Source organism: Azospirillum ramasamyi, from assembly GCF_003233655.1.
GTDB classification, from domain to species: domain Bacteria; phylum Pseudomonadota; class Alphaproteobacteria; order Azospirillales; family Azospirillaceae; genus Azospirillum; species Azospirillum ramasamyi.
The window spans coordinates 217,633-236,932 of sequence record NZ_CP029835.1 but is presented as its reverse complement, the minus strand read 5'-3'; the positions used below and the strand labels follow the sequence as shown (position 1 = coordinate 236,932).

Genomic DNA, 19,300 nt, shown 5'->3' with positions numbered 1-19,300 from the left:
CGCACCGACGGAAAACGGCGCCGGGGAAGCCCCGGCGCCGCCATCCTTTCATCAGGCCCTTCCCCGAATCTCGGCGCCGTTCAGGCGGGAAGCTCCATCCGCTCCCGGCCGGACAGCCCGCCGTCGCCCGCCGCCAGCATGCCGAGCGCGGTGCCGGAGAATGCCGGGTCGTGGAAGCCGCTGCCGATCCCCAGCGCCTCCGATCCGGTCATCTCGGCCGCCAGCATGGTGACGGCGATGGGCGCCCCCGCCATGGCGGCAAACGGCATGGCGGCAGACGGCATGGCCGCCGTCTCGGTCGAGGTGCTGCGCTTGATGTAGGCAAGCAGGATCGCGGCGTCGCTGGTGCCGAACTCCGCGGCGATATCGGGATTGCTCGCCAGATAGGCGGCGGGGTCGAAGGCGGTCAGCGACCGGCCCTCGGCATAGCCGATCTGGATGTAATGGAGCTCGGCCGCCTGGACGTCGGGGCCGAAGGCCTGGATCAGGTCCGGGTTGCTGGCGATGTAGCGCAGCGCGTCGAAGCCCTGGGCCGGCCGGCCTTCCGAAATGCCGTTCTGGATGTAGTGCCGGGCGGCGGCATCGGGATCGGCACCGAAGGCGAGCGCCACGTCGCGGTTGGCCGCCAGATAATTGTAGCCGTCGAAGGTGACGCTCCGCCCCTCGGCATAGCCGTTCTCGATGAAATGCCGGGTGCCGGCGTCGGCGTTGGTACCGAAGGCGGCGATCAGGTCCGGATGGGAGGCGATATAGGCCAGCCCGTTGAAGTTCGGGATGCGACCCTCTGCCCGGCCGAACTCGATGTAGTGCCGGGCGGCGGCCTCGGCATTGGCGCCGAAGGCGGCGATCAGGTCCGGGTAGGAGGCGATGTAGGCCAGCCCGTTGAAGTTCGGAATGCGACCTTCTGCCCGGCCGAACTCGATGTAGTGCCGGGTGCCGGCCTCGGCATTGGTGCCGAAGGCGGCGATCAGGTCCGGGTAGGAGGCGATGTAGGCCAGCCCGTTGAAACCAGCCGGGAGTCCGCCGGGGGACGATGCCTGGGGAGGGGGGGAGGGGCCGGCCGGCGGAACCGGGGTGGGGATCGGGGTGGAATCTGGGCTTGGAGTCGGCGGCGGGGGAGGAGCAGGCGGGGAAGGAGGAGGGGGCGAAGCGGCCTGAACGATGGTGACGCCGCCGTTGCCGGCCTGGAACTGGCTGGCGTCGAAGCTCCCGGTCAGGGTGACGGCAAGCCCGTCGCCGACGCGCAGCACGGTGGAGCCGGCGGCGGTTTCCACCCGCATGCCGGCAAGGTCGGCGCCCTCCATCACCAGACGGTCGCCGATGGCGGCATCGGTGACGGTGACGGCACCGGTGGTCCCGGCGGCGATGCGGATGATGTCGTCGCCGCCGTTGCCGGTGACGGTGGTTCCGGCTCCGACCGTCAGGTCGTCGGACCCGGCGGTGCCGGTCAGCGCCAGCCCCGCCAACTGCGAAGCCGCGAGCCTCAGGGTGGCACCGCTGCCGATGACGGCGATGGTCTCGATTCCCGACAGGGCCACCACCGACAGGTCGGCGCTGCCGGCGATACGCAGGGTGTCGGTCGCCGCGCTGCCGACGATGGCCTCGAAGCCGGCGGCCTGCGCGCCCGTCAGCGTCACGGTGTGATCCTGGCTGCCGGTCAGCTCCAGCCGCTCCACACTGGCCAGCGTCATACCGGTCAGATCGATCGTCGGGGAGGCGACGGCGGTATAGTATTCCAGGTCGTAGCCGTTGTAGCTGGTCAGGTTGTCGGACCGGACCTCCAGCGTGTCGGTGCCGGTGCCGCCGTCGAAGCTGACGGTGCCGGCGTCATACTGGCTGACGACGATGTAGCGGTCGTTGCCGGCCTCGCCGAAGATCGTGTCGGCCTGGGTCTGGGCATAGCTGCCGGCGGTGACGATGCCGGCCAGGATGGTGTCGTCGCCGTCGCCGCCATGGATGGTGTCGCGTTCCCAGTCGCCCTTCAGCAGGTCGTTGCCGGCATCGCCATGGATCAGGTCGGCGCCGCCGCCGCCGGCCACCGTGTCGTTGCCGTCCTGGCCATGCAGTTCGTCATTGTCGGCGCGGCCATAGATCAGGTCGTTGCCGCCGCCGCCGAAGACGCTGTCGTTGCCGTCGCCGGCCTCCAGCGTGTCGTTGCCGGCCCCGCCATGCTCGATGTCGTCGCCGCCATGGCCCCAGAACCACACCGCCGTGTCGCCCGCCGTCATGCTGTCGGCATATTCGGAGCCGATCCAGCGCTGGATGTTCTCGAAGGTGTCGCCGGCCGCCTCGCCGGTGTTGTTGGCGCCGTTGCCCAGGTCCAGCGTGATGCCGGTGGTGGCGTCCTCGTAGGTGACGATGTTGAAGCCGCCGCCGCCGACATAATGGTCGGCGCCCAGCCCGCCGTTCATGGTGTCGCCGGCCGCCACGCCGCTGTTGCCGCCGCCGACCAGCGTGTCGTCGCCAAGCCCGCCGATCAGGCTGTCGTTGCCGGTGCCGCCGACAATGCTGTCGTTGCCGGCCAGTCCATTGATGACGTTGCCGCCATTGTCGCCGACCAGCGTGTCGTTGCCCGCCGACGGGGTGCCGCTGTAGGCCAGTTGATGGACCCAGTCGCCGGTGCCGGAGAAGGGCAGGGCGGCGCTGACCGGCCCGGTGGTCACGTCGAGATCCCAGGAGGCGCCCAGCGACGGATGGCCGACCGGATGGCTGGCGGCGGCGACACGCGCGCCGGTCGCCCGGGCGAGCGCTGCGGCGAAGCGGCCGCCATCGGCCCCGACGTCGCAGGCATGAATCAGGATCTCCGTGTCCGGCGCCTGCGGCCAGGAACGCCTATCCGCCTCCGCAGCCTCTTCCCCGGCCCCCTCCAGCGCCGCGACGTCGAGCGGACAGGCGCCCAGGCGGACCGCGCCCGGCTCGCCATGGGCCAGCAGATGGATGGCCGCGGGCCGCCCGGCGAGCGCATCGGCCAGGGCCTTCCCGCCATCCTCATCGGCCGCCACCCGGACGACCCGAAGGTCAGGCCGGCAACGGTCGAGCAGCCGGTCCAGATCCGCGAGGCTGGCGTCCGCAATCAGTACGTCGCGCACAGATGGTTCTCCTTGACGGCGGCAGGGCGGCATGACCGGGACGGGGGGACATTTCCCGCCGGCCGCCGGCACGCAACCGCGCTCCGGTGATGATTTCTTGGGCCGATTGGCCATGCTCGCCCAAATGTGAGGAAAAGGCCGCCGCCCACAATTCGATAAGTCGGGGTATCACCAGCTAGAGCGGGCAATCCTTCCAAGTAAAACGGAAGAAGGATGGCGTTACTTATCCGGTGATTTCGGCGGAGCACCGCCTTAACGCGCGCCTGCTCGAAATTTCCATTTTGCGGGAATCAATCATTTATAGCGTACGAAAAAGGGGTAACTTTCCCGTCAGCCTTCTCCATCAGCAGCTAGGCCCGACGGCACCGCGACAAGTTTCCAAACCATGAAATCATCATTTTTGATCATGATTTCATGGAATGGAAAACACATAATTTGACTTATGGAAAAATGCTGGGCTTTCCGCTCAACCGCGCTCGCCGACAGGGCCGATCACCGCCTGCCCACGGGAGAGGTCGGTGACCATGCGGGTGAAATCCTCCACACGGTCGCGGGGCAGCGTGACTAGAAGCTGGACGCCGTCGGCGCTGAAGCCCGTGGTCTCGACCTGGGTGCCGGGAAAGGGGCCGAGGCTGGAGCGGATCCGCGCCTCCTCGGCGAAGGCGCAGGCGACGGACAGGGTGGCATAGTCGACGATCGGCTCGCGCTCCGCCGCCTTCAGGCAGCTGGCCGCCGTGCCGCCATAGGCCCGCACCAGCCCTCCCGCGCCCAGCAGGATGCCGCCGAACCAGCGGCTGACCACCACCGCCACGCGGTCCAGGCCCTGCCCTTCGATCGCCTGCAGGATCGGCCGCCCCGCCGTCCCGCCGGGCTCGCCGTCGTCGCTGAAGCGGTAGATGTCGCCGATCCGGAAGGCCCAGCAATTGTGGCCGGCATCCGGGCTGCTGCCGGCGGCGATGACGCGGCGCGCCTCCTCCTCGCTGCCGGCCGGGGCGGCATAGGCCAGGAAGCGGCTCTTCTTGATCTCCTGCTCGAACCGTTCGGTCCTGACGAGGGTGAACATCATGAGGGTGACCACCGTGCGCCTACAGGACGAAGTCGAAGGCGGAGAAGGTGTAGTTGGCGATGTTGACCTGGATGCGGAAGTCGGCCATGCGATCGCCGTTCACGTCGCCCTCGATCAGCGTGACCGTTCCGGAGGTCTGATAGCGCAGCTCGCCGGCCGCGGTGAAGCCGGCGGTGCCGATGAAGGTGAAGGCATCGTTGGCAGGGGTGCCGGCGATGGCGTCGATTTCCGAAAGGTCGATGCGGTCGCCCTCGGCCCCGACGGTTGCGTAGCTCGCCAGCCCCTGCAGGGCCTGCTCCGCCACGACGGCACCGTTGAAGTTGATGATGACGTCGGGGGCGGCCAGGGTGGATTCGTTCAGGTTGCGGATGGAGAAGACATCCGCCCCGGCGCCGCCGTCCATCAGGTCGGCGCCATAGCCGCCGATCAGCGTGTCGTTGCCGTCGCCGCCCAGCAGGACGTCCTCGTACAGGGTGATGGTGTCGGCGGGGTTGACCGAGATTTCGTGGCTGCGGTCGGAATAGACGTCGCCGAACAGCACGTCGTCGCCGCTGCCGCCGCGCAGCACGTCGGCCCCCGGCCCGCCATAAAGCGTGTCGTTGCCGGCGCCGCCGTCCAGCCAGTCGTTGCCCGCCCCGGCGTCGAGCCAGTCGTTGCCGTCCTCGCCCAGCAGGGTGTCGTTGCCGACGACGTCGATGACGTCGCCGCGCAGCAGATCGTCCCCCGCCCCGCCGAACATCAGGTCGTTGCCAGCCCCGCCCTCCAGCTGGTCGGCGCCGTCGCCGCCCAGCTGGACGTCGTTGCCGGCATTGCCGAACAGCGTGTCGTTGCCGGCCAGCCCGGCGATGGTGTCGTTGCCGGCTCCGCCGCCGATGGCATCGCCCCGGCTCCCGCCCACCAGATAGTCGGCGCCGGCGGAGGCGGCGGGCGAGACGGTCAGCCCGGTCAGCGAAGGCTGGGAAAAGCCGACCAGCAGCCCCACCGGATGAAGCCCGTCGGTGGCCTGCAGCAGCTCGATGCCGGTCAGCGTGTCGGTGCCGTCGGGACCGATGACCAGGAGATTGCCGTTGGCATTGATGGCCAGCGAGTAGGCGGCGAGCGCCCCGGTCAGCACGAAGGTGTCGATGCCGCCCAGCCCGTCCACCGCGTCGGAGATCGGGTTGCCCAGCGCGTCAAAGGCGGGGCTGCCGCTCAGCGTGTCGTTGCCGGCCGTCCCGGTCACCACGACCGGCGCCCCCTGCGGCGCCCCCAGCGGCGCCCAGAGAGGTGCCCCCTGCGTTCCCGGGAGTGCGGCGGCCGGCATGGCCAGCCTCATGGAGGCCGCAGCCGGGGACCGGCCGGCGGGGGGCGCCCGCAATGGCCGTCCCTCATGCCGGCCGAAGACGAGGTAATGGAGCTTGGCGGCCGCGGCATTGCCGCCGGTGGCCGCCGCCACGTCCGCATTGGCCGCCAGATAGGACGCCGCGTCGAAGGTCACGCCGCGCCCCTCGCCCCGGCCGAAGCGGGCATAATGGGCCACCGCCGCCGCCGGATCGATGCCGACGGCGGCCAGCACGTCGGGGTGGGAGGCGAGATAGCCGTAGGGATCGAACCCGGCGGTCCGCCCTTCGCGGGCGCCATAGGCCAGGTAATGCCGGATTGCGGCCCCGGCATCGACGCCGACCGCCGCCAGCACGTCGGGATTAGCGCCCAGGTAGCCCAGCGCGTCGAAGCCGCCCAGGCTGCGCCCCTCGTTCCGGCCGTTCCAGGAATAATGGGCGGCGGCGGCCACCACATTGCCGCCGAAGGCCACGGCAAGGTCGCGGTTGGCCGCCAGATAGCCGAGCGCGTCGAAGGCGAACGCCGCCGGGGCGGCGGTGCGGCCGTCGATGGTGATCAGCTCGACATCGGTCAGCGTATCGGCGTTCCGGCTCGACACCACGGCATAGCGCCGGCCGCCGTCGTCGAGCGCCACCACCACCGGCGTCTCGGCACGGTAGCTGCCGTCCTGCAGGGCATAGCGGCGCGGGTCGGCGGTGTAGATGGCACGGTCGGTGCCGCCGCCGCCGTCGAAGCTGCGGCCGCCGGGCACGCCGAGATAGACGCTGTCGTTGCCGTCTGCCCCGGCGAAGCCGTCGATCTGCTGGAAGATGCGGGCGCCGAGCCGGTCGAGCGTCCCGCCCGTCAGAGCGACGTCCAGCCCCTCGATCCGGTAGCGCAGGGCACCGGCCGCATCGCGGTCGCTCAACCCGGTGAAGCGGACGCCCGCCCCCGCCCCGCTGCCGGAGGCGGCATAGTCCAGCTGGACGGCGTGCACCCGGCCGGCGACCGTGCGGGCGACGGTCAGGCTGCCGGCGCCGGCGGCGATGGAGGAGGCGTCCGGCGCGGCGGTGAAGGCGTCGGCGACGAAGCCGTTCGCCAGCCGGGCCTCATCCAGATCGAGGGCGAAGCCCTGCCCCGCCACCAGCCGCGCCATGCTCGCTCCCCTGCCCGCTCCCCTTGCGGCAGCGTTCCCGCACCGCGGCCCGTCAGGAGCGGGTGCGGCCTCCGGACGCCCCGCCTCTCAGATCACCTGGAGGTAGGCCGGGTCGAGCGCGCCGTGGCGGAACGGGATCCAGTCCTTGTGGTCGGCGCGGTACTGCAGGCCGTAGGGGTTCTTGAAGAAGATCTTCTGCAGCGGCTGGCCGCCTTCGGCGCGGGTGCGTTCCAGGTCGATCAGCGGCGAAGAGGCGAACACCTTCTCCCACAGCTCGGTGTTGTCCACCTCGCGGCCTGCGTTCTTCACATAGTCGCGCGCGGTGTCGCTGAGCTGCCAAGCCTCTTCGACCATCGCGTAATAGTCCACAGTACCCTCGGCCATGGCCTTCGAACTCCAACCAGCGTTGCACAGAGTTTCCGCTCACATAGCGCATTTCCGACGGCAAAGGAACCACCCGCGCACCTTAGTCCTGGCAAGGTGACGCCATACCAGCGGCACATGCCCGCGAAAGCCGGGCGATCGAAAGCCGCTGGTGCTACGTGCGGTCCGCGGCGGTTCCGTCGATCAGCCTTGCCGAGCGGGACTTGCGCAGCGGGGCGGACAGCTTCTCCCAGGACCGGGTGCGCAGCAGCCGGCCGGCGACGCCCAGGCCGACGGCCAGCAGGCCGGCCAGGCTGATCGCCGCCCCCACCGGCCCGCCGACCAGCAGCCCGGCCGTTCCCGCCGCCCCGGCCAGCAGCGCGCGCAGGCCGATGGTCAGCGCCACCGCGCCCGTGCCCGGCGCCACGCGCGGCAGCAGGACCAGCAGAAGCCCGCAATCGACCGCCGTGCGCAGGCTCCAGGCCGCGGCGGCGCCGACGGCGCCGTAGCGGTCGGCCAGCAGCCACAGCACGCCGAGATAGACCGGCAGCTCGGCCAGCTGCAGCCGCGCCGTCACGTCGACGCGGCCGACGCTCTGGATCAGAGTGTTGGGCACATAGGCGGTGGCGTTGAAGAAGACGCCCAGCATCAGGATCGACAGGACCGACGCGCTATTGGCGGCGAAGGCCGGGCCCAGCCACAGCCCCAGAGCCGTCTCGCCGCCGACGATGGTGGCGGCCTGCATCGCCAGGAACACCGCCAGCGTCAGGTGGCCGCCGGCGTCCAGGATGCGGCCCAGCGCCGGCGGATCGCGCCGGAAAAGGCTGGAGGCCAGCGGGAACAGCGCCAGCGACAGGGCGCCGGGGATCACCATCAGCCGCGACAGCAACTCGAACGGCGTCGTGTAGAAGGCGACCATCGCCGCCGGAACCAGGCTGAGCAGGATGAAGCGGTCGGCATAGAGCATCGCCGGGCCGACCAGATTATTCAGCATCATCCAGGCGCTCATGGTGAACAGCCCGCGCAGGCTCTGGCGGCCCCAGCGGATGGGGCGCAGCAGGTCCGGCATCTGGCGCACGGCCAGCACCCCATAGCCGATCAGCCCGATGAAGCGCCCCACCGCGATGGCGGCGATCACCGGCACCAGGCTCTGGCTGAAGGGCAGCACGAAGAGCGGGCTCAGGTAGTTCAGCACCCCCACCGTCATCCGCACCAGACTGATCGGGCGGAAACGCTGGTGGGCCTCCAGAATGCCGCGCAGGCCGGCGGAAACCAGCGCGATCGGCACGATGGCCGCGGCGATCAGCAGGCTGACCCGGATTTCCTCCGGCGAGGTGCCTGTGTCCAGCTGGAAGCGGTCGGCCAGCAGCCCGGCGCCCAACGCCACCGCCCCGCCGGTCAAGAGGCCGATGGCCCCCATCAGGGCGATGGCCGGCCCGGCGATGCCCGCCGTGTTGCCGCCCTGGTCGGGTCCGGGCTTGTCGTCCGTGCGCCCGGCCTGTCCCCCATGCCCGATCCGGTCGGCGATGACCTGCACCAGCGACCGCCCCAGCCCGAGGTCGAGCACGCCCAGATAGCCGAGCAGCGCCCAGATCAGGGTGAGCGCGCCGAAACGCTCCATCCCGACGGCGGAAATGAGCAACGGAATCGACAGGAGGGCCGCCAACATGGGGAGGCCCTCGCCAAGCAGATTCCAAAGCGTGTTGCGAAACAAATTCTGAGGTCCGTACGCGAAGCACTGTGGAGCGGCGTTCGGGATGACCCGGCCCGGCCATGCGGCTCTTCAGCCGTTGGAGCTAGGCCTATGCCGTCCTGACGACGCCATTGTTATCCGACCATCCTGTCCAAAACGCTAACGGAATCGCGTGGGTGAGGGGTGGGGGGATCCCGATCCTCCCTCAGGACGGCCGGCTGGACATCCGTCAGGTCAGAACCCGCTCCAGCGCCGCGGCGACCCTGTCGACATCGCCGTCGGCCATGGCCGGGAACAGCGGCAGCGACAACGTATGGGCATAATGGGCCATGGCGCCGGGCAGGACGAGATCGCCGTAGCGTCGGCGCCAGTAGGGTTGGCGATGGACTGGGATATAGTGTACCTGGCTACCGATGCCCAGGGTGCGCAGGGCGGTCATCACGGCGGAACGGCTCCGCCCGGCCGCCTTGAAGTCGATGCGCGCCGCGCACAGGTGCCAGGCCGGCCGGCACCAGGGCACCAGGGCCGGCGGCCGCACCAGCGGGGCCAGCGGGGCCAGCCGCTCCGCATAGAGCGCCATCAGCCGCGCCCGCCGCCCGATGAGGCGGTCGAGCCGGCCAAGCTGGCTCAGAACCAGCGCCGCATGGATGTCGGAAAGGCGGTGGTTGAAGCCCGGCTCCGCCATCTCGTAGTACCAGGGGTTGGGCCTGCCCTCCGCATCCAGCGCGGCGTCGGGATCGGCGAAGCCCTCCCCCGCTTCGGGCGCGCGCATCATGCCGTGGTTGCACAGGCGCCGCACCCGCGCCATCAGCGCCGGGTCGCCGCCGGTGACCGCCCCGCCCTCCCCCGCCGCGATGGTCTTGACCGGATGGAAGGAGAAGACGGTCAGCGATCCCGCCTCCACCTCCCGCCATCCGGCGCCGACCGGCCTCTCGCCAGCGGACAGATCGACCGTGCCGATGGCGTGGCAGGCATCCTCGACCAGCGCCAGCCCCTCCGCCTGCGCAAGCGCGGCGAGGCCGGCCATCGGGGCGGTCTGGCCGGCGTAATGGACGGGGGCGAGGGCGCGGACGCGCCAGCCGGCCTTGGCCGCGCGGGCGATGGCGGCCTCGGCCTCGGCCACGCCCATCAGGCCGCTGTCGGGATCGACGTCGGCGAAGGCGACCTCGGCCCCGGCGTGGCGGGCGGCCGACGCCGTAGCGAGAAACGTGTTCGACGGCACCACCACCGCGTCGCCCGGCCCGATGCCGAGCGCGGCATAGGCCAGCCGCAGCGCCGCGGTGCCGTTGGCGCAGGCCACCGCCCCGGCCGCCCCCACCCGCGCGGCCAAGGCCCGCTCGAAGGCGGCGACCGCCGGCCCCTGGGTCAGCCAGTCGCCGCGCAGGACCGCCGCCACCGCGGCGACGTCCTCCTCCTCCACCGTTTGGCGGCCATAGGGCAGGAAGGGCGGCTCCGCCGGAAGGGGCTCCGCCATCAGGGCGCTTCGGCCAGCAGGGCGCGCAGCCGCTCGCCGTCCAGCCAGTCGTCGTTGCCGTCGCTGGCATAGCGGAAGCCGTCGGCGACCGGACGGGCGTTCAGCCGCTCGTACGGCGCATGCTGCCAGAAGGCGAAGGCCGGCTCGATCACGTAGCGGTCGGCCAGCTCGTAGGTCTGGCGGGAATCGTCCTCGGTGATCATCACCTCGTGCAGCTTCTCGCCCGGCCGGATGCCGACGATCCTCTGCGGCAGGTCCGGCGCCATGGCGCGGGCGAGGTCGGCGATGCGCATGCTCGGGATCTTCGGCACGAAGATCTCGCCGCCCTGCATCATGGCGAAGCAGGACAGCACGAAATCGACGCCGTGCTGCAGCGTGATCCAGAAGCGGGTCATCCGCTCGTCGGTGACCGGCAGATGGTCGGCGCCGTTCGCGATCATCTTGCGGAACAGCGGCACGACGCTGCCGCGCGAGCCCACCACGTTGCCGTAGCGCACCACCGCGAAGCGGGTGTCGAGCGCGCCCGACAGGTTGTTGGCGGCGATGAAGATCTTGTCCGACGCCAGCTTGCTGGCGCCATAGAGGTTGATCGGGTTGGCCGCCTTGTCGGTCGACAGCGCGACGACGCGCCGCACCCCCATCGACAGCGCCGCCCGCACCACGTTCTCCGCCCCGTAGACGTTGGTGTGGATGCATTCCATCGGGTTGTATTCGGCGGCCGGCACATGCTTCAGCGCCGCGGCATGGACGCAGAAATCGACGCCGCGCATCGCCAGTTCCAGCCGCTCGCGGTCGCGCACGTCGCCGATGAAATAGCGCAGCGTCGGCGCCCACTCCGCCGGCATGCGCTGCTGCATCTCGTACTGCTTGAACTCGTCGCGGGAGAAGATGATGACCCGCCTCGGCGTGGCGTGGCGCATCACCGTCTCGACGAAGCGGCGCCCAAAGGAGCCGGTCCCCCCGGTGACCAGGACCGACCGGCCGTCCAGCATGCGCAGGCCGGCCTCCAGCCCGGTGCCGGCGGCGGGGTCCGGATACCATGGCCTGGGCTCGCTGGTCTTGCTGGAATGTGTCGTCACCGCCGGTTCCGTCCGTTGAAGCCGCATCGCTGTGGAGTGCGTCGGATGTTCATTGACGCATCCGACGCATTCCAGCCTTCCGATTTTCCCTGCGATCGCTTCGGACGATCTCGTCCGCAGCGGGCGCCGCATCGGGGGTCGGAAATGAATCCCGACCTTAACCGGTGCTTTCTGACGATCGGGTTAATTCAGGATGACCGCCCTTGCAAGGCCTGTCGGCAGGCGGCGCAGCCACCGGTGCGAACGGATGGGCACGCCCAAAAGGCGATACTTCTTGTCGGATGTCTCGCCTTGCGGGTATCAGCCCCGCTTCTCTATATTTTCCAGCCGCCCTTCTTCCCCTTCCTCCGCCGGCCGGTCCATGACGAGCACTCCCCTGTCGCCCCTGCCTCCGGTCCTCCCCATGGCGGGCTTCCCGCTCTTCCCCGGCATTCCTTTCGCTCCTGCGGCAGCCCCCGTTCCGCCGCCGGTCCCTTCCCCCCGGCCGATCGAGTTCCGGCTGGTCGAGGATCCGGCCGACATCGAAGGCTGGATCATCCGCGGCAAGGTGCTGAATCAGCCCGGCCTGCGCGGCATGGCCGCGGAAAGCAGCCGGCGCGCTCTCCTCCTCGATCCCGGCCAGGGGGCCGCCTGGGCCGAGCGGGCGCTCGCCCTCTCCCATTACAGCCGGCATGGCGAGGCGCTGCATGCCGTCCGGCGCGCCCTGGCGCTCGCCCCCGCCGATCCCGTCGCCCTGTTCCGACTGACCGTGATCCTGCTGCGCAACGGCGACTTTCCCGCTTGCCGGCCGGCGCTGGAGCGGCTGATCCGCCTGCAGCCGGAGTATCCCGGCTTCCGATGGGGCCGCGCCCAGATCCGCCTGCACGAGGGGGAGTACGAGGAGGGTTTCACCGACTACGAATGCCGCTACTGGCTCGACGAATACCAGTTGCAGGCCTACCGTCCCCACCGGGGGCCGCGCTGGACCGGCGAGCCGCTGGACGGCAAGATCGTCATGATCACCACCGAGCAGGGCTTCGGCGACACCATCATGATGGCGCGCTACCTGCCGCTGCTGAAGGGTCTGGGCGCCCGCCGGGTGGTGGTCGAACGCGCCGACGAGCTGCGCCGCCTGTTCGCCGGTATGGAGGGGGTCGATGCCTTCGTGCCGCGCGACGTGGCGCCGACGCCGATCTACCATGTCCACAGCTCGATCATGAGCCTGCCGCACCACTTCGGCACCACCGCCGCCACGGTGCCGCCGCCGGCCCGACTGACCGTCCCGGAGAAGGCGCGCGCCAAGGCCGCCCGGCTGCTGGGGGCCCGCGACGGCCGGCTCAGGGTCGGCATCGTCTGGTCCGGCAACCAGGGCTTCAGCGACAACCACATCCGCGCCGCCGGACTGGACCGCTTCCTGCCGCTGTTGTCGGTTCCCGGCACCGCCTTCTACAGCCTGCAGAAGGGGCCGCCGGAGGCCGAACTGCAGGCCCTGCCCGATGCACCCATCACGGCCCTGGGACCGGAGATGCAGGACTTCGCCGATACCGCGGCGGTGCTGGAGGGGTTGGATCTGGTCATCATGACCGACAGCTCGGTCGCCCATCTCGCCGGCTCGCTGGGGGTGCCGGTCTGGAACCTGGTGCAGCATGTCCCCTACTGGGTCTACGGCCGCACCGGCCCCACCACCCCCTGGTACCCGTCGATGCGCCTCTACCGCCAGGGCCCGGACGAGGACTGGGCGCCGGTGTTCGAGGCGGTGCGGAGCGACCTGGAGAGGTCGGCGGCGGGCAAATAGATCTCCTTCTCCCCCCTGGGGAGAAGGTCGGGATGAGGGGATTCGGCGCAGCCGAAGATATCCTCGAAGCGGCTCCCCCTCACCCTAACCCTCTCCCCCGGGGGGGGAGGGGATAACAGGAGAGGGAACGCCTGCCCGCCCCGCCATCCGCCCGGCCTGCACGTCCTGCAGCAGGCGGATCTGCGCCGGCAGGCAGACGGTGGCGAGGTCGAAGCGCTCCACCGCCGTCCGCCTTGCCGCAGCCGACAGGGCGGCGCGCAGGTCCGGCTCGTCCAGCACCGTCTCCACCCGGTCGGCGAGCGCCATGGGATCGTAGAAGTCCGTCAGCAGCCCGTTCACCCCGTCCTCGATCACCTCGGCGACTGGCGGCGTGTCGGACCCGACGATCACGGCGCCGCAGGCCATCGCCTCCAGCATCGACCAGGACAGGACGAAGGGGAAGGTCAGGTAGATGTGGGCGCGCGAGACGCGCAGGACCGACAGGTACTGCTCATAGGGCAGCTTGCCCAGCACATGCAGCCGCGCCGTCTCATGCTTGGGCGTGCCGGCGGCGTCCAGCATCGTCTCCCGCCACATCCTCTCGCGCCAGGTGCCGCCGCCCTCGGGCGGGGCGCCGTAGCTGACCTCGTCGCCGCCGACCATCAGGATGTGCAGGTTGGGCCGGCGCCGCAGCAGCTCCGCCGCCGCCCGCATGAAGGTGGGAAAGCCGCGGTAGGGCTCCAGGTTGCGGGCGACATAGGTCACCACCTCGTCGTCGCGCGACAGGGTTCGGCCGTCGGGCAGGGTGACGGTGGCGGCCGGATCCGGCCGGCAGACCGCGGTGTCGACCCCGTCATGGATCACCGAGATGCGTGGGCGGAAGGCGTCGGGATGCTGGTGCCGCTGCCACTCCGTCGGGCTGACGCCCCAATCCATCGCGTCCAGCCCGGTCAGCAGGGTGGCGTTCTTGGCCCGGATGCGGCAGCGCGTCTCCAGCGTCACCGGCCGTTCCGGATCGAAGCCGACGTCGGAACCCTCGGCCCGGTAGAAGAACTCGCAATAGAGCAGCAGCCGCGCCTGCGGGAACAGATCCTTCAGGAACAAGGCCTCGCCCCAGCCGGGATGGGCGCAGATCACGTCGGGGGTGAAGCCTTCCTTCTGCAGGGCCAGACCGGCGCGCACCGCGCCCTGCCCATGCAGCACCTGCCCTTCGAACATGCGGATATAGGGGTGGGTGGCCTCGCCCGGCTCGCGCGTCGGCCGGTAGAGCGCCAATTGCGCCCCGGCCGGCAACTCGCGCTGGACCTTGCCGATGAAGGCGACCTGATGGGCCGGATCCGCCGCGAAATGGCGGACGAGATGCTTGTACTGGCCGGGGGTGTTCTGGTGGACGAACAGGATCCGCATGGAAGGACGATACCCGGAAAAACGGAAGACGGAGAACGGGGGCGACAGCCTGCGGGCTTCCGGCGGCGCTGTCGATGGGGAATACCGGTGATCATCGATCATGGCCGTTGGCACAAGGCGGCGCACCAAAAACACAGCCTATGAGGGAGCGTGTGGCATATCTCGGGATAAAAGTTTAATAAATTTGTTAAATAACAACTTAGCGGCCTTTCCGTCATGCAGCCCTCCATCCAGCCGGCCTCCCTCCATCCCTGGCAGCAGGTCACCGTCGGCAGCGGCTTGATGCTGCACGCCCCGCTGACCGTCCGTGCCGACCCGGTGCCGCTCCAGCGCGAATTCGCGGCCGTCGACGCGGCAACGGGAGACGAGGGGCGCATGTTCATGGCCGGCGACGGCAGCTGGTCGTCGATCACCCTGATCGAGGAGGGGCTCGGCCCCGACAGCCGGCGCGCCACCGGCCGGCCGACCCCGGCGTTGGATATGATGCCAAGCGCCCGTACCCTGTTGGAGGGGCTGGGCTGCCGCATCCTGTCCTGCTATGTCCACCGGCAGGAACCGGGCGGCCTGCTCCGTTGGCATTACGACGGTGCAGGCCTGCACCAGTCCGAAGCGCGGCTGATCGTGCCGATCATCGCCCCGCCGGCCGCCGTCACCTGGATAGGCGACAGCCCCGCCGCCTATCCGGCCGGGACTCCGTGGGCTGGAGACTTCACCTTTCCCCATCAGGTGGAGAACGCCCCGGACGAACAGCGGATCGTCCTGTTGGTGGACGTGGTCAGCGACGACCGTGCCCGCTCCCTTGCCCCGCCGGAGTTGTACGATCAGCCGATGCTCCGTTCGGCATTGGCGGAGCAGGCGATCAATAGTCTCCGGGCGAACCGGGAGTTGCTGCCAGCCTGAGGAGTCCCGATCTCCTCGGAAGCATCCGTTCCGTCCCAGCCGCCTTGCCCCTATAAGCTGTCCGTCCGCCGGACCGACGCCGGCCCCAACGCCGATACCGAAGAGGTGCGATGATGCGGATCCGCCCGGCGCTGCTGCTTGCCGCGAGCCTGCTCCTTCACATCCCGGAGACCGCCGCCATGTCGCCCCTGCCCTTCTTCCAGCATGTCGAGCGTGTCGGCCTGCTCTGCGCGGTGGATGCCGACGGCGGCTCTGTCCCGGATTTGGGTGACGAGGCGCTGTGCGGCCGTGCCGCCGCGGTGCTGTCGGGACTGCTGCCCTCCGGACCGACGATTGCGGCGCTCCCCCTCAACGACGCCCGCATCGCCGATCCCGGCACCCTGCTGCTGCTGGTCCACGCCACCCTGCGGCCGGAAGGCGGAAAGCGGCTTCTGGCGCTTGCGGCCACCCTTCAACGCAGCGGATCCGCCGGCGGCGCACCCTTCTTCATGATGCCGCCCCAGGCACTGGCATTGACTGGCCGCCTGGACGAAAGCCTTTTGGATTCAACGCTCCGCCGTCTGCTCGACCCGCTGGCCAAGGCCTTGCGCGCCACCCCCTGAGAGGACGGAGTTTGGAGTCTTGTCGCAGGGGGCGGAGCATCCCCGCCCTCAAACGGCGGGCGTGGTCGTCCGGCCGCTTGCCTTCGCGGGGATGCCGGTCGCACGGATCGGGCGCCGAAAACGTTTTGTGGCGGCCCTGCGGGCTCAAATCACCGGCAAAGCTGGGCGAACTTGCGCTCCGGGATCGGCGGCGGCGAGGGGTGCAGCATCAGCCCCTGTTCCTCCACATCGACCCGCGCGTCGGGATAGACGGCGAGCGCCAGCTGCAAGGCCTCGATGAAGCGCTTGCGGAAATCGCGCAGGCGGCTGTAGCCCGCGCCGAACTGTTCGAACACGGCCAGCCAGGTGATGGGGGTGGAACGGTTCAGGCTGTGAAGCCGGTAGGCCAGCCAGATATAGATGTCGATGCTGGTGCTGTTGTTCTGGATGTGGCGCAGCGCTGGTTCCCAGATCGGCACCGGATGGGCCTTCAACTCGCGGAAGAAGGCTTCCGACAGCAGGACGCGGTCTTCCCACAGCGAGCCCTGGCCCGGTTCCGCCCCGGCATTGGCCGAGAAATGGATGCCGCCCTTGACGATCGAGCCTTTTTCGAAGCCGATGCTGTGGGCATCCTCCCAGGCGAAGGTCAGGTTGCAGGCGGCGATGCGCGAGGCCTGTTCGCGGATGTCGCGATAGGTCTGGCCGCCCACCGACAGGCCCATGCGGTCCAGCCATTCGTGCATGCTGCGGCCGAGTTCGACCTCGCGGCTGTCGGTCTGGATCGCGCGGGTCTGCAGATACAGCAGGATCATCCGCGCGCGGCTGCCGTAGGGAACGCCGTAGAGCTTAAAGCCACCGTTGCGGATCGGCAGTCGTCCAGGCTCGATCAGCAAGCGGATCTTATGTCCGCGCCGCTCCCACGGCTGGTCGTCGGGAAGACGACGATGGGGAAGCGCGGTCAGCGCAAAACCCGAATAGGTGATGCCAAGCTCCTGCCGCTCCTCTTCGAGGACGGCGGCGGCGACGTCGACTAGCGAACGCTGATCCGGATCGGTCTGGAGCGCCTTCGCCTGGTCACGTCCAAGCTGGGTGATCAGGGTATGTATCTGTCCCATAGCGAGCTGACCTTGGCACGACTTTGCGAGGAACCCTATATCACGGCCGGTTAGTGCCAGCAATTTGGAGTCTTGTCGCTCAAACTATTTGTATGGTTATTTGATTCAGTTAATAGTTTGCGCGACAAGACTCCAGTAGAGAATCGCGAGTCGCGCGACAAAACTCCAGAACTCCCGCGACAAGACTCCAGCGGATAGTCCGCGTTGCCTGTGGATTTTTCGCCGGACGCGACAAGACTCCAGGCGGGACATTTCGATTCGCCCCCGAATCGCTTCCGATTCGCTCATTTCCGAGTCGCGGAGGCGAATCGGTCGTGACTTGCCCTTGATTCACGGCTCCGCATCGATTTGGCCGGGGTCCGGCTTGGAGTTCTGTCGCGCCCCTGCCCGCTCGGGTTCTTTCCGGCCGTCCGTCCGCTCCAGGGCTGCGGGTGCCGCCGGGCAGGAGACGGAGGAGGGGGGCGCGACAAGACTCCAACCTCTAACCTCGCCGTTGGCCCGGAGGCCGGATGCCGGAGCCGCCCCGTTTGGAGTCTTGTCTCGCCTCTTCCCGGAGGGACCGCTCCGGTCGGGTGGGTCTCGGAGGGGTGCTTGTGGAGCGCGGAAAGCGCGGTCTATAACGAACCGCCATGGCGCCGGCCGCCGGTTTCGACCGACGGCTTTGCGGCGCCCGGCCACAGGCTCACCACAATGAATGGCGGCAGGATGAACGGCAATTCCGCGCAGAAGATCGTCCCGGTGCTGCTGTCCGGCGGTACGGGATCCCGTTTGTGGCCCTTGTCGCGCGAACTGTATCCCAAGCAGTTCCTGCCGCTCTGCTCCGACCGGACGATGCTGCAGGACACCGCCTTGCGGGTCAGCGCTCAACCCGGCTCCACAGGGCCCGGCTCCACGCAGCCCGGCGCGGCCGCGGAGGTCGTCTTCTCGGCCCCGCTGGTGATCTGCAACCAGGAGCACCGCTTCCTCGCCGCCGAGCAGCTGCGCCAGTCGCGCTGCACGCCCCGCGGCATCATCCTGGAGCCGGCCGGCCGCAACACCGCCGCCGCCTGCGCGCTCGCGGCGCTCGCGGTGACCGCGGACGCTCCGGACGCGCTTCTGCTGATCCTGCCGGCCGACCACGAGATCCGCGACGCCGACGCCTTCCGCCGCGCGATCGCCATCGCCGCCCGCGCGGCCCAGGCCGGCCGCCTCGTCACCTTCGGCATCACCCCGACCCGGCCGGAGACCGGCTACGGCTATATCCGCCGCGGCCATTCGATGGACGAGGCCGACGGCGCCTACAATGTCGCCGCCTTCGTCGAGAAGCCGTCGCTGGAGGTGGCCGAGCGCTACCTCGCCGAGGGCACCTATGCCTGGAACAGCGGCATGTTCCTGTTCCCGGCCGCCCGCCTGCTGGCCGAGCTGGAGCGCCACGCCCCGGCGGTGCTGGCCGCCTGCCGCGAGGCGCTGGAGCAGGGCTCCAGGGATCTCGATTTCTTCCGCCTGGATGCCGCCGCCTTCGCCAAGGCGCCCAGCATCTCCATCGACTACGCGGTGATGGAGCGCACCGACCGCGCCGCCGTCGTCCCCTGCGAGATCGGCTGGACCGACGTCGGCGCCTGGTCGGCGCTGTGGGACGTCGGGAGCAAGGACGGCGAGGGCAACGTCGCCGTCGGCGACGTGCTGCTGGAGGGCGCCCGCGACTGCTACGTCCGCAGCGACAACCACCTGACCGCCGTGGTCGGGGTGGAGAACGCCGTGGTCGTCGTGGTGGACGACGCCGTGCTGGTCGCCGACCGCTCCTGCGCCCAGGACGTCAAGCGCATCGTCGACCGGCTGAAGGCGGAGGGGCGCAGCGAGTCCGTCAGCCACCGCCGGGTCCACCGCCCCTGGGGCTCCTACCAGTCGCTGCACACCGGCGACCGTTTCCAGGTGAAGAGCCTGACCATCGCGCCGGGCTCGCGCCTGTCGCTGCAGAAGCATCATCACCGCGCCGAGCATTGGGTGGTGGTCAACGGCACCGCGCTGGTCACCCGCGGCGAGGAGCAGGTGATGGTCTACGAGAACCAGTCGATCTACATCCCGATCGGCACGGTCCACCGGCTGGAGAACCCCGGCAAGGTGCCGCTGACCATCATCGAGGTGCAGTCCGGCTCCTATCTGGGCGAGGACGACATCGTCCGGCTCGAGGACGTGTACGGCCGCAACTGAGCGGCTCACCCAAGTCCGCGGGGAGACATGAAGCGCAAGCGGCGCTTGTGTCTTCCTGCGGTCCTGGGCATTGGCGGCTTGGTCCGGGCCGCCCGCTTCCGGTAAAACGAAGATGCGAGGGTGCCGCAGCGGCGC

General features: G+C 69.6%; 13 protein-coding genes. 4 read left to right on the top strand and 9 right to left on the bottom strand.

Going from position 1 to position 19,300, the window contains the following annotated elements:
• Positions 1-80 precede the first annotated feature (80 nt).
• From DM194_RS28860 to pseB, 7 genes are all read right to left on the bottom strand, one after another.
• Complete coding sequence (locus tag DM194_RS28860; protein WP_246024692.1) at positions 81-3,089, bottom strand: DUF4347 domain-containing protein; 3,009 nt, start codon at positions 3,087-3,089, stop codon at positions 81-83.
• Positions 3,090-3,555: 466 nt separating this feature from the next.
• A complete protein-coding gene (locus tag DM194_RS27385; RefSeq protein ID WP_111070785.1) occupies positions 3,556-4,155 on the bottom strand; it encodes an IMPACT family protein in 600 nt (199 codons plus the stop codon).
• A 19-nt stretch (positions 4,156-4,174) separates the two neighbouring features.
• On the bottom strand, positions 4,175-6,610 hold the full coding sequence (locus DM194_RS27380) for a calcium-binding protein (protein ID WP_111070784.1): 2,436 nt from the start codon (positions 6,608-6,610) through the stop codon (positions 4,175-4,177).
• Positions 6,611-6,697: 87 nt separating this feature from the next.
• Positions 6,698-6,994: a hypothetical protein gene (locus DM194_RS27375; RefSeq protein ID WP_044553747.1), complete on the bottom strand. Its 297-nt coding sequence runs from the start codon at positions 6,992-6,994 to the stop codon at positions 6,698-6,700.
• Between the two features lie 154 nt (positions 6,995-7,148).
• Positions 7,149-8,642, bottom strand: coding sequence for a flippase (locus DM194_RS27370; protein ID WP_111070783.1), 1,494 nt, complete (start codon positions 8,640-8,642; stop codon positions 7,149-7,151).
• A 253-nt stretch (positions 8,643-8,895) separates the two neighbouring features.
• On the bottom strand, positions 8,896-10,140 hold the full coding sequence (locus DM194_RS27365; protein ID WP_111070782.1) for an aminotransferase class I/II-fold pyridoxal phosphate-dependent enzyme: 1,245 nt from the start codon (positions 10,138-10,140) through the stop codon (positions 8,896-8,898).
• The gene (gene pseB / locus DM194_RS27360) at positions 10,140-11,132 is read right to left on the bottom strand and encodes a UDP-N-acetylglucosamine 4,6-dehydratase (inverting) (protein ID WP_111070841.1); all 993 of its coding nucleotides are present in this window, start codon (positions 11,130-11,132) and stop codon (positions 10,140-10,142) included. The genes DM194_RS27365 and pseB overlap by 1 nt, the downstream gene beginning before the upstream one ends.
• Before the next feature lie 448 nt (positions 11,133-11,580).
• Here pseB and DM194_RS27355 point away from each other — a divergent pair, with 448 nt between their 5' ends.
• Positions 11,581-12,993 (top strand): tetratricopeptide repeat protein, encoded by a 1,413-nt coding sequence (locus tag DM194_RS27355; RefSeq protein ID WP_246024691.1) that lies wholly within the window; start codon positions 11,581-11,583, stop codon positions 12,991-12,993.
• 84 nt (positions 12,994-13,077) lie between these two features.
• Here the strand turns inward: DM194_RS27355 and DM194_RS27350 are convergent, their stop codons facing one another.
• Positions 13,078-14,379 (bottom strand): glycosyltransferase family 4 protein, encoded by a 1,302-nt coding sequence (locus DM194_RS27350; protein ID WP_111070781.1) that lies wholly within the window; start codon positions 14,377-14,379, stop codon positions 13,078-13,080.
• Positions 14,380-14,595: 216 nt separating this feature from the next.
• Between DM194_RS27350 and DM194_RS27345 the strand changes: the two genes are divergently transcribed.
• Positions 14,596-15,279: an aspartyl/asparaginyl beta-hydroxylase domain-containing protein gene (locus tag DM194_RS27345; protein WP_111070780.1), complete on the top strand. Its 684-nt coding sequence runs from the start codon at positions 14,596-14,598 to the stop codon at positions 15,277-15,279.
• A 110-nt stretch (positions 15,280-15,389) separates the two neighbouring features.
• On the top strand, positions 15,390-15,881 hold the full coding sequence (locus tag DM194_RS27340; RefSeq protein WP_246024690.1) for a hypothetical protein: 492 nt from the start codon (positions 15,390-15,392) through the stop codon (positions 15,879-15,881).
• Positions 15,882-16,030: 149 nt separating this feature from the next.
• Here the strand turns inward: DM194_RS27340 and DM194_RS27335 are convergent, their stop codons facing one another.
• On the bottom strand, positions 16,031-16,975 hold the full coding sequence (locus DM194_RS27335) for a replication protein RepA (protein WP_111070779.1): 945 nt from the start codon (positions 16,973-16,975) through the stop codon (positions 16,031-16,033).
• Between the two features lie 705 nt (positions 16,976-17,680).
• On the opposite strand from DM194_RS27335, the gene DM194_RS27330 reads away from it, so the two are divergent.
• Entirely contained in the window at positions 17,681-19,165 is a 1,485-nt protein-coding gene (locus DM194_RS27330; protein WP_111070778.1) for a mannose-1-phosphate guanylyltransferase/mannose-6-phosphate isomerase, read from the top strand.
• Positions 19,166-19,300 lie beyond the last annotated feature (135 nt).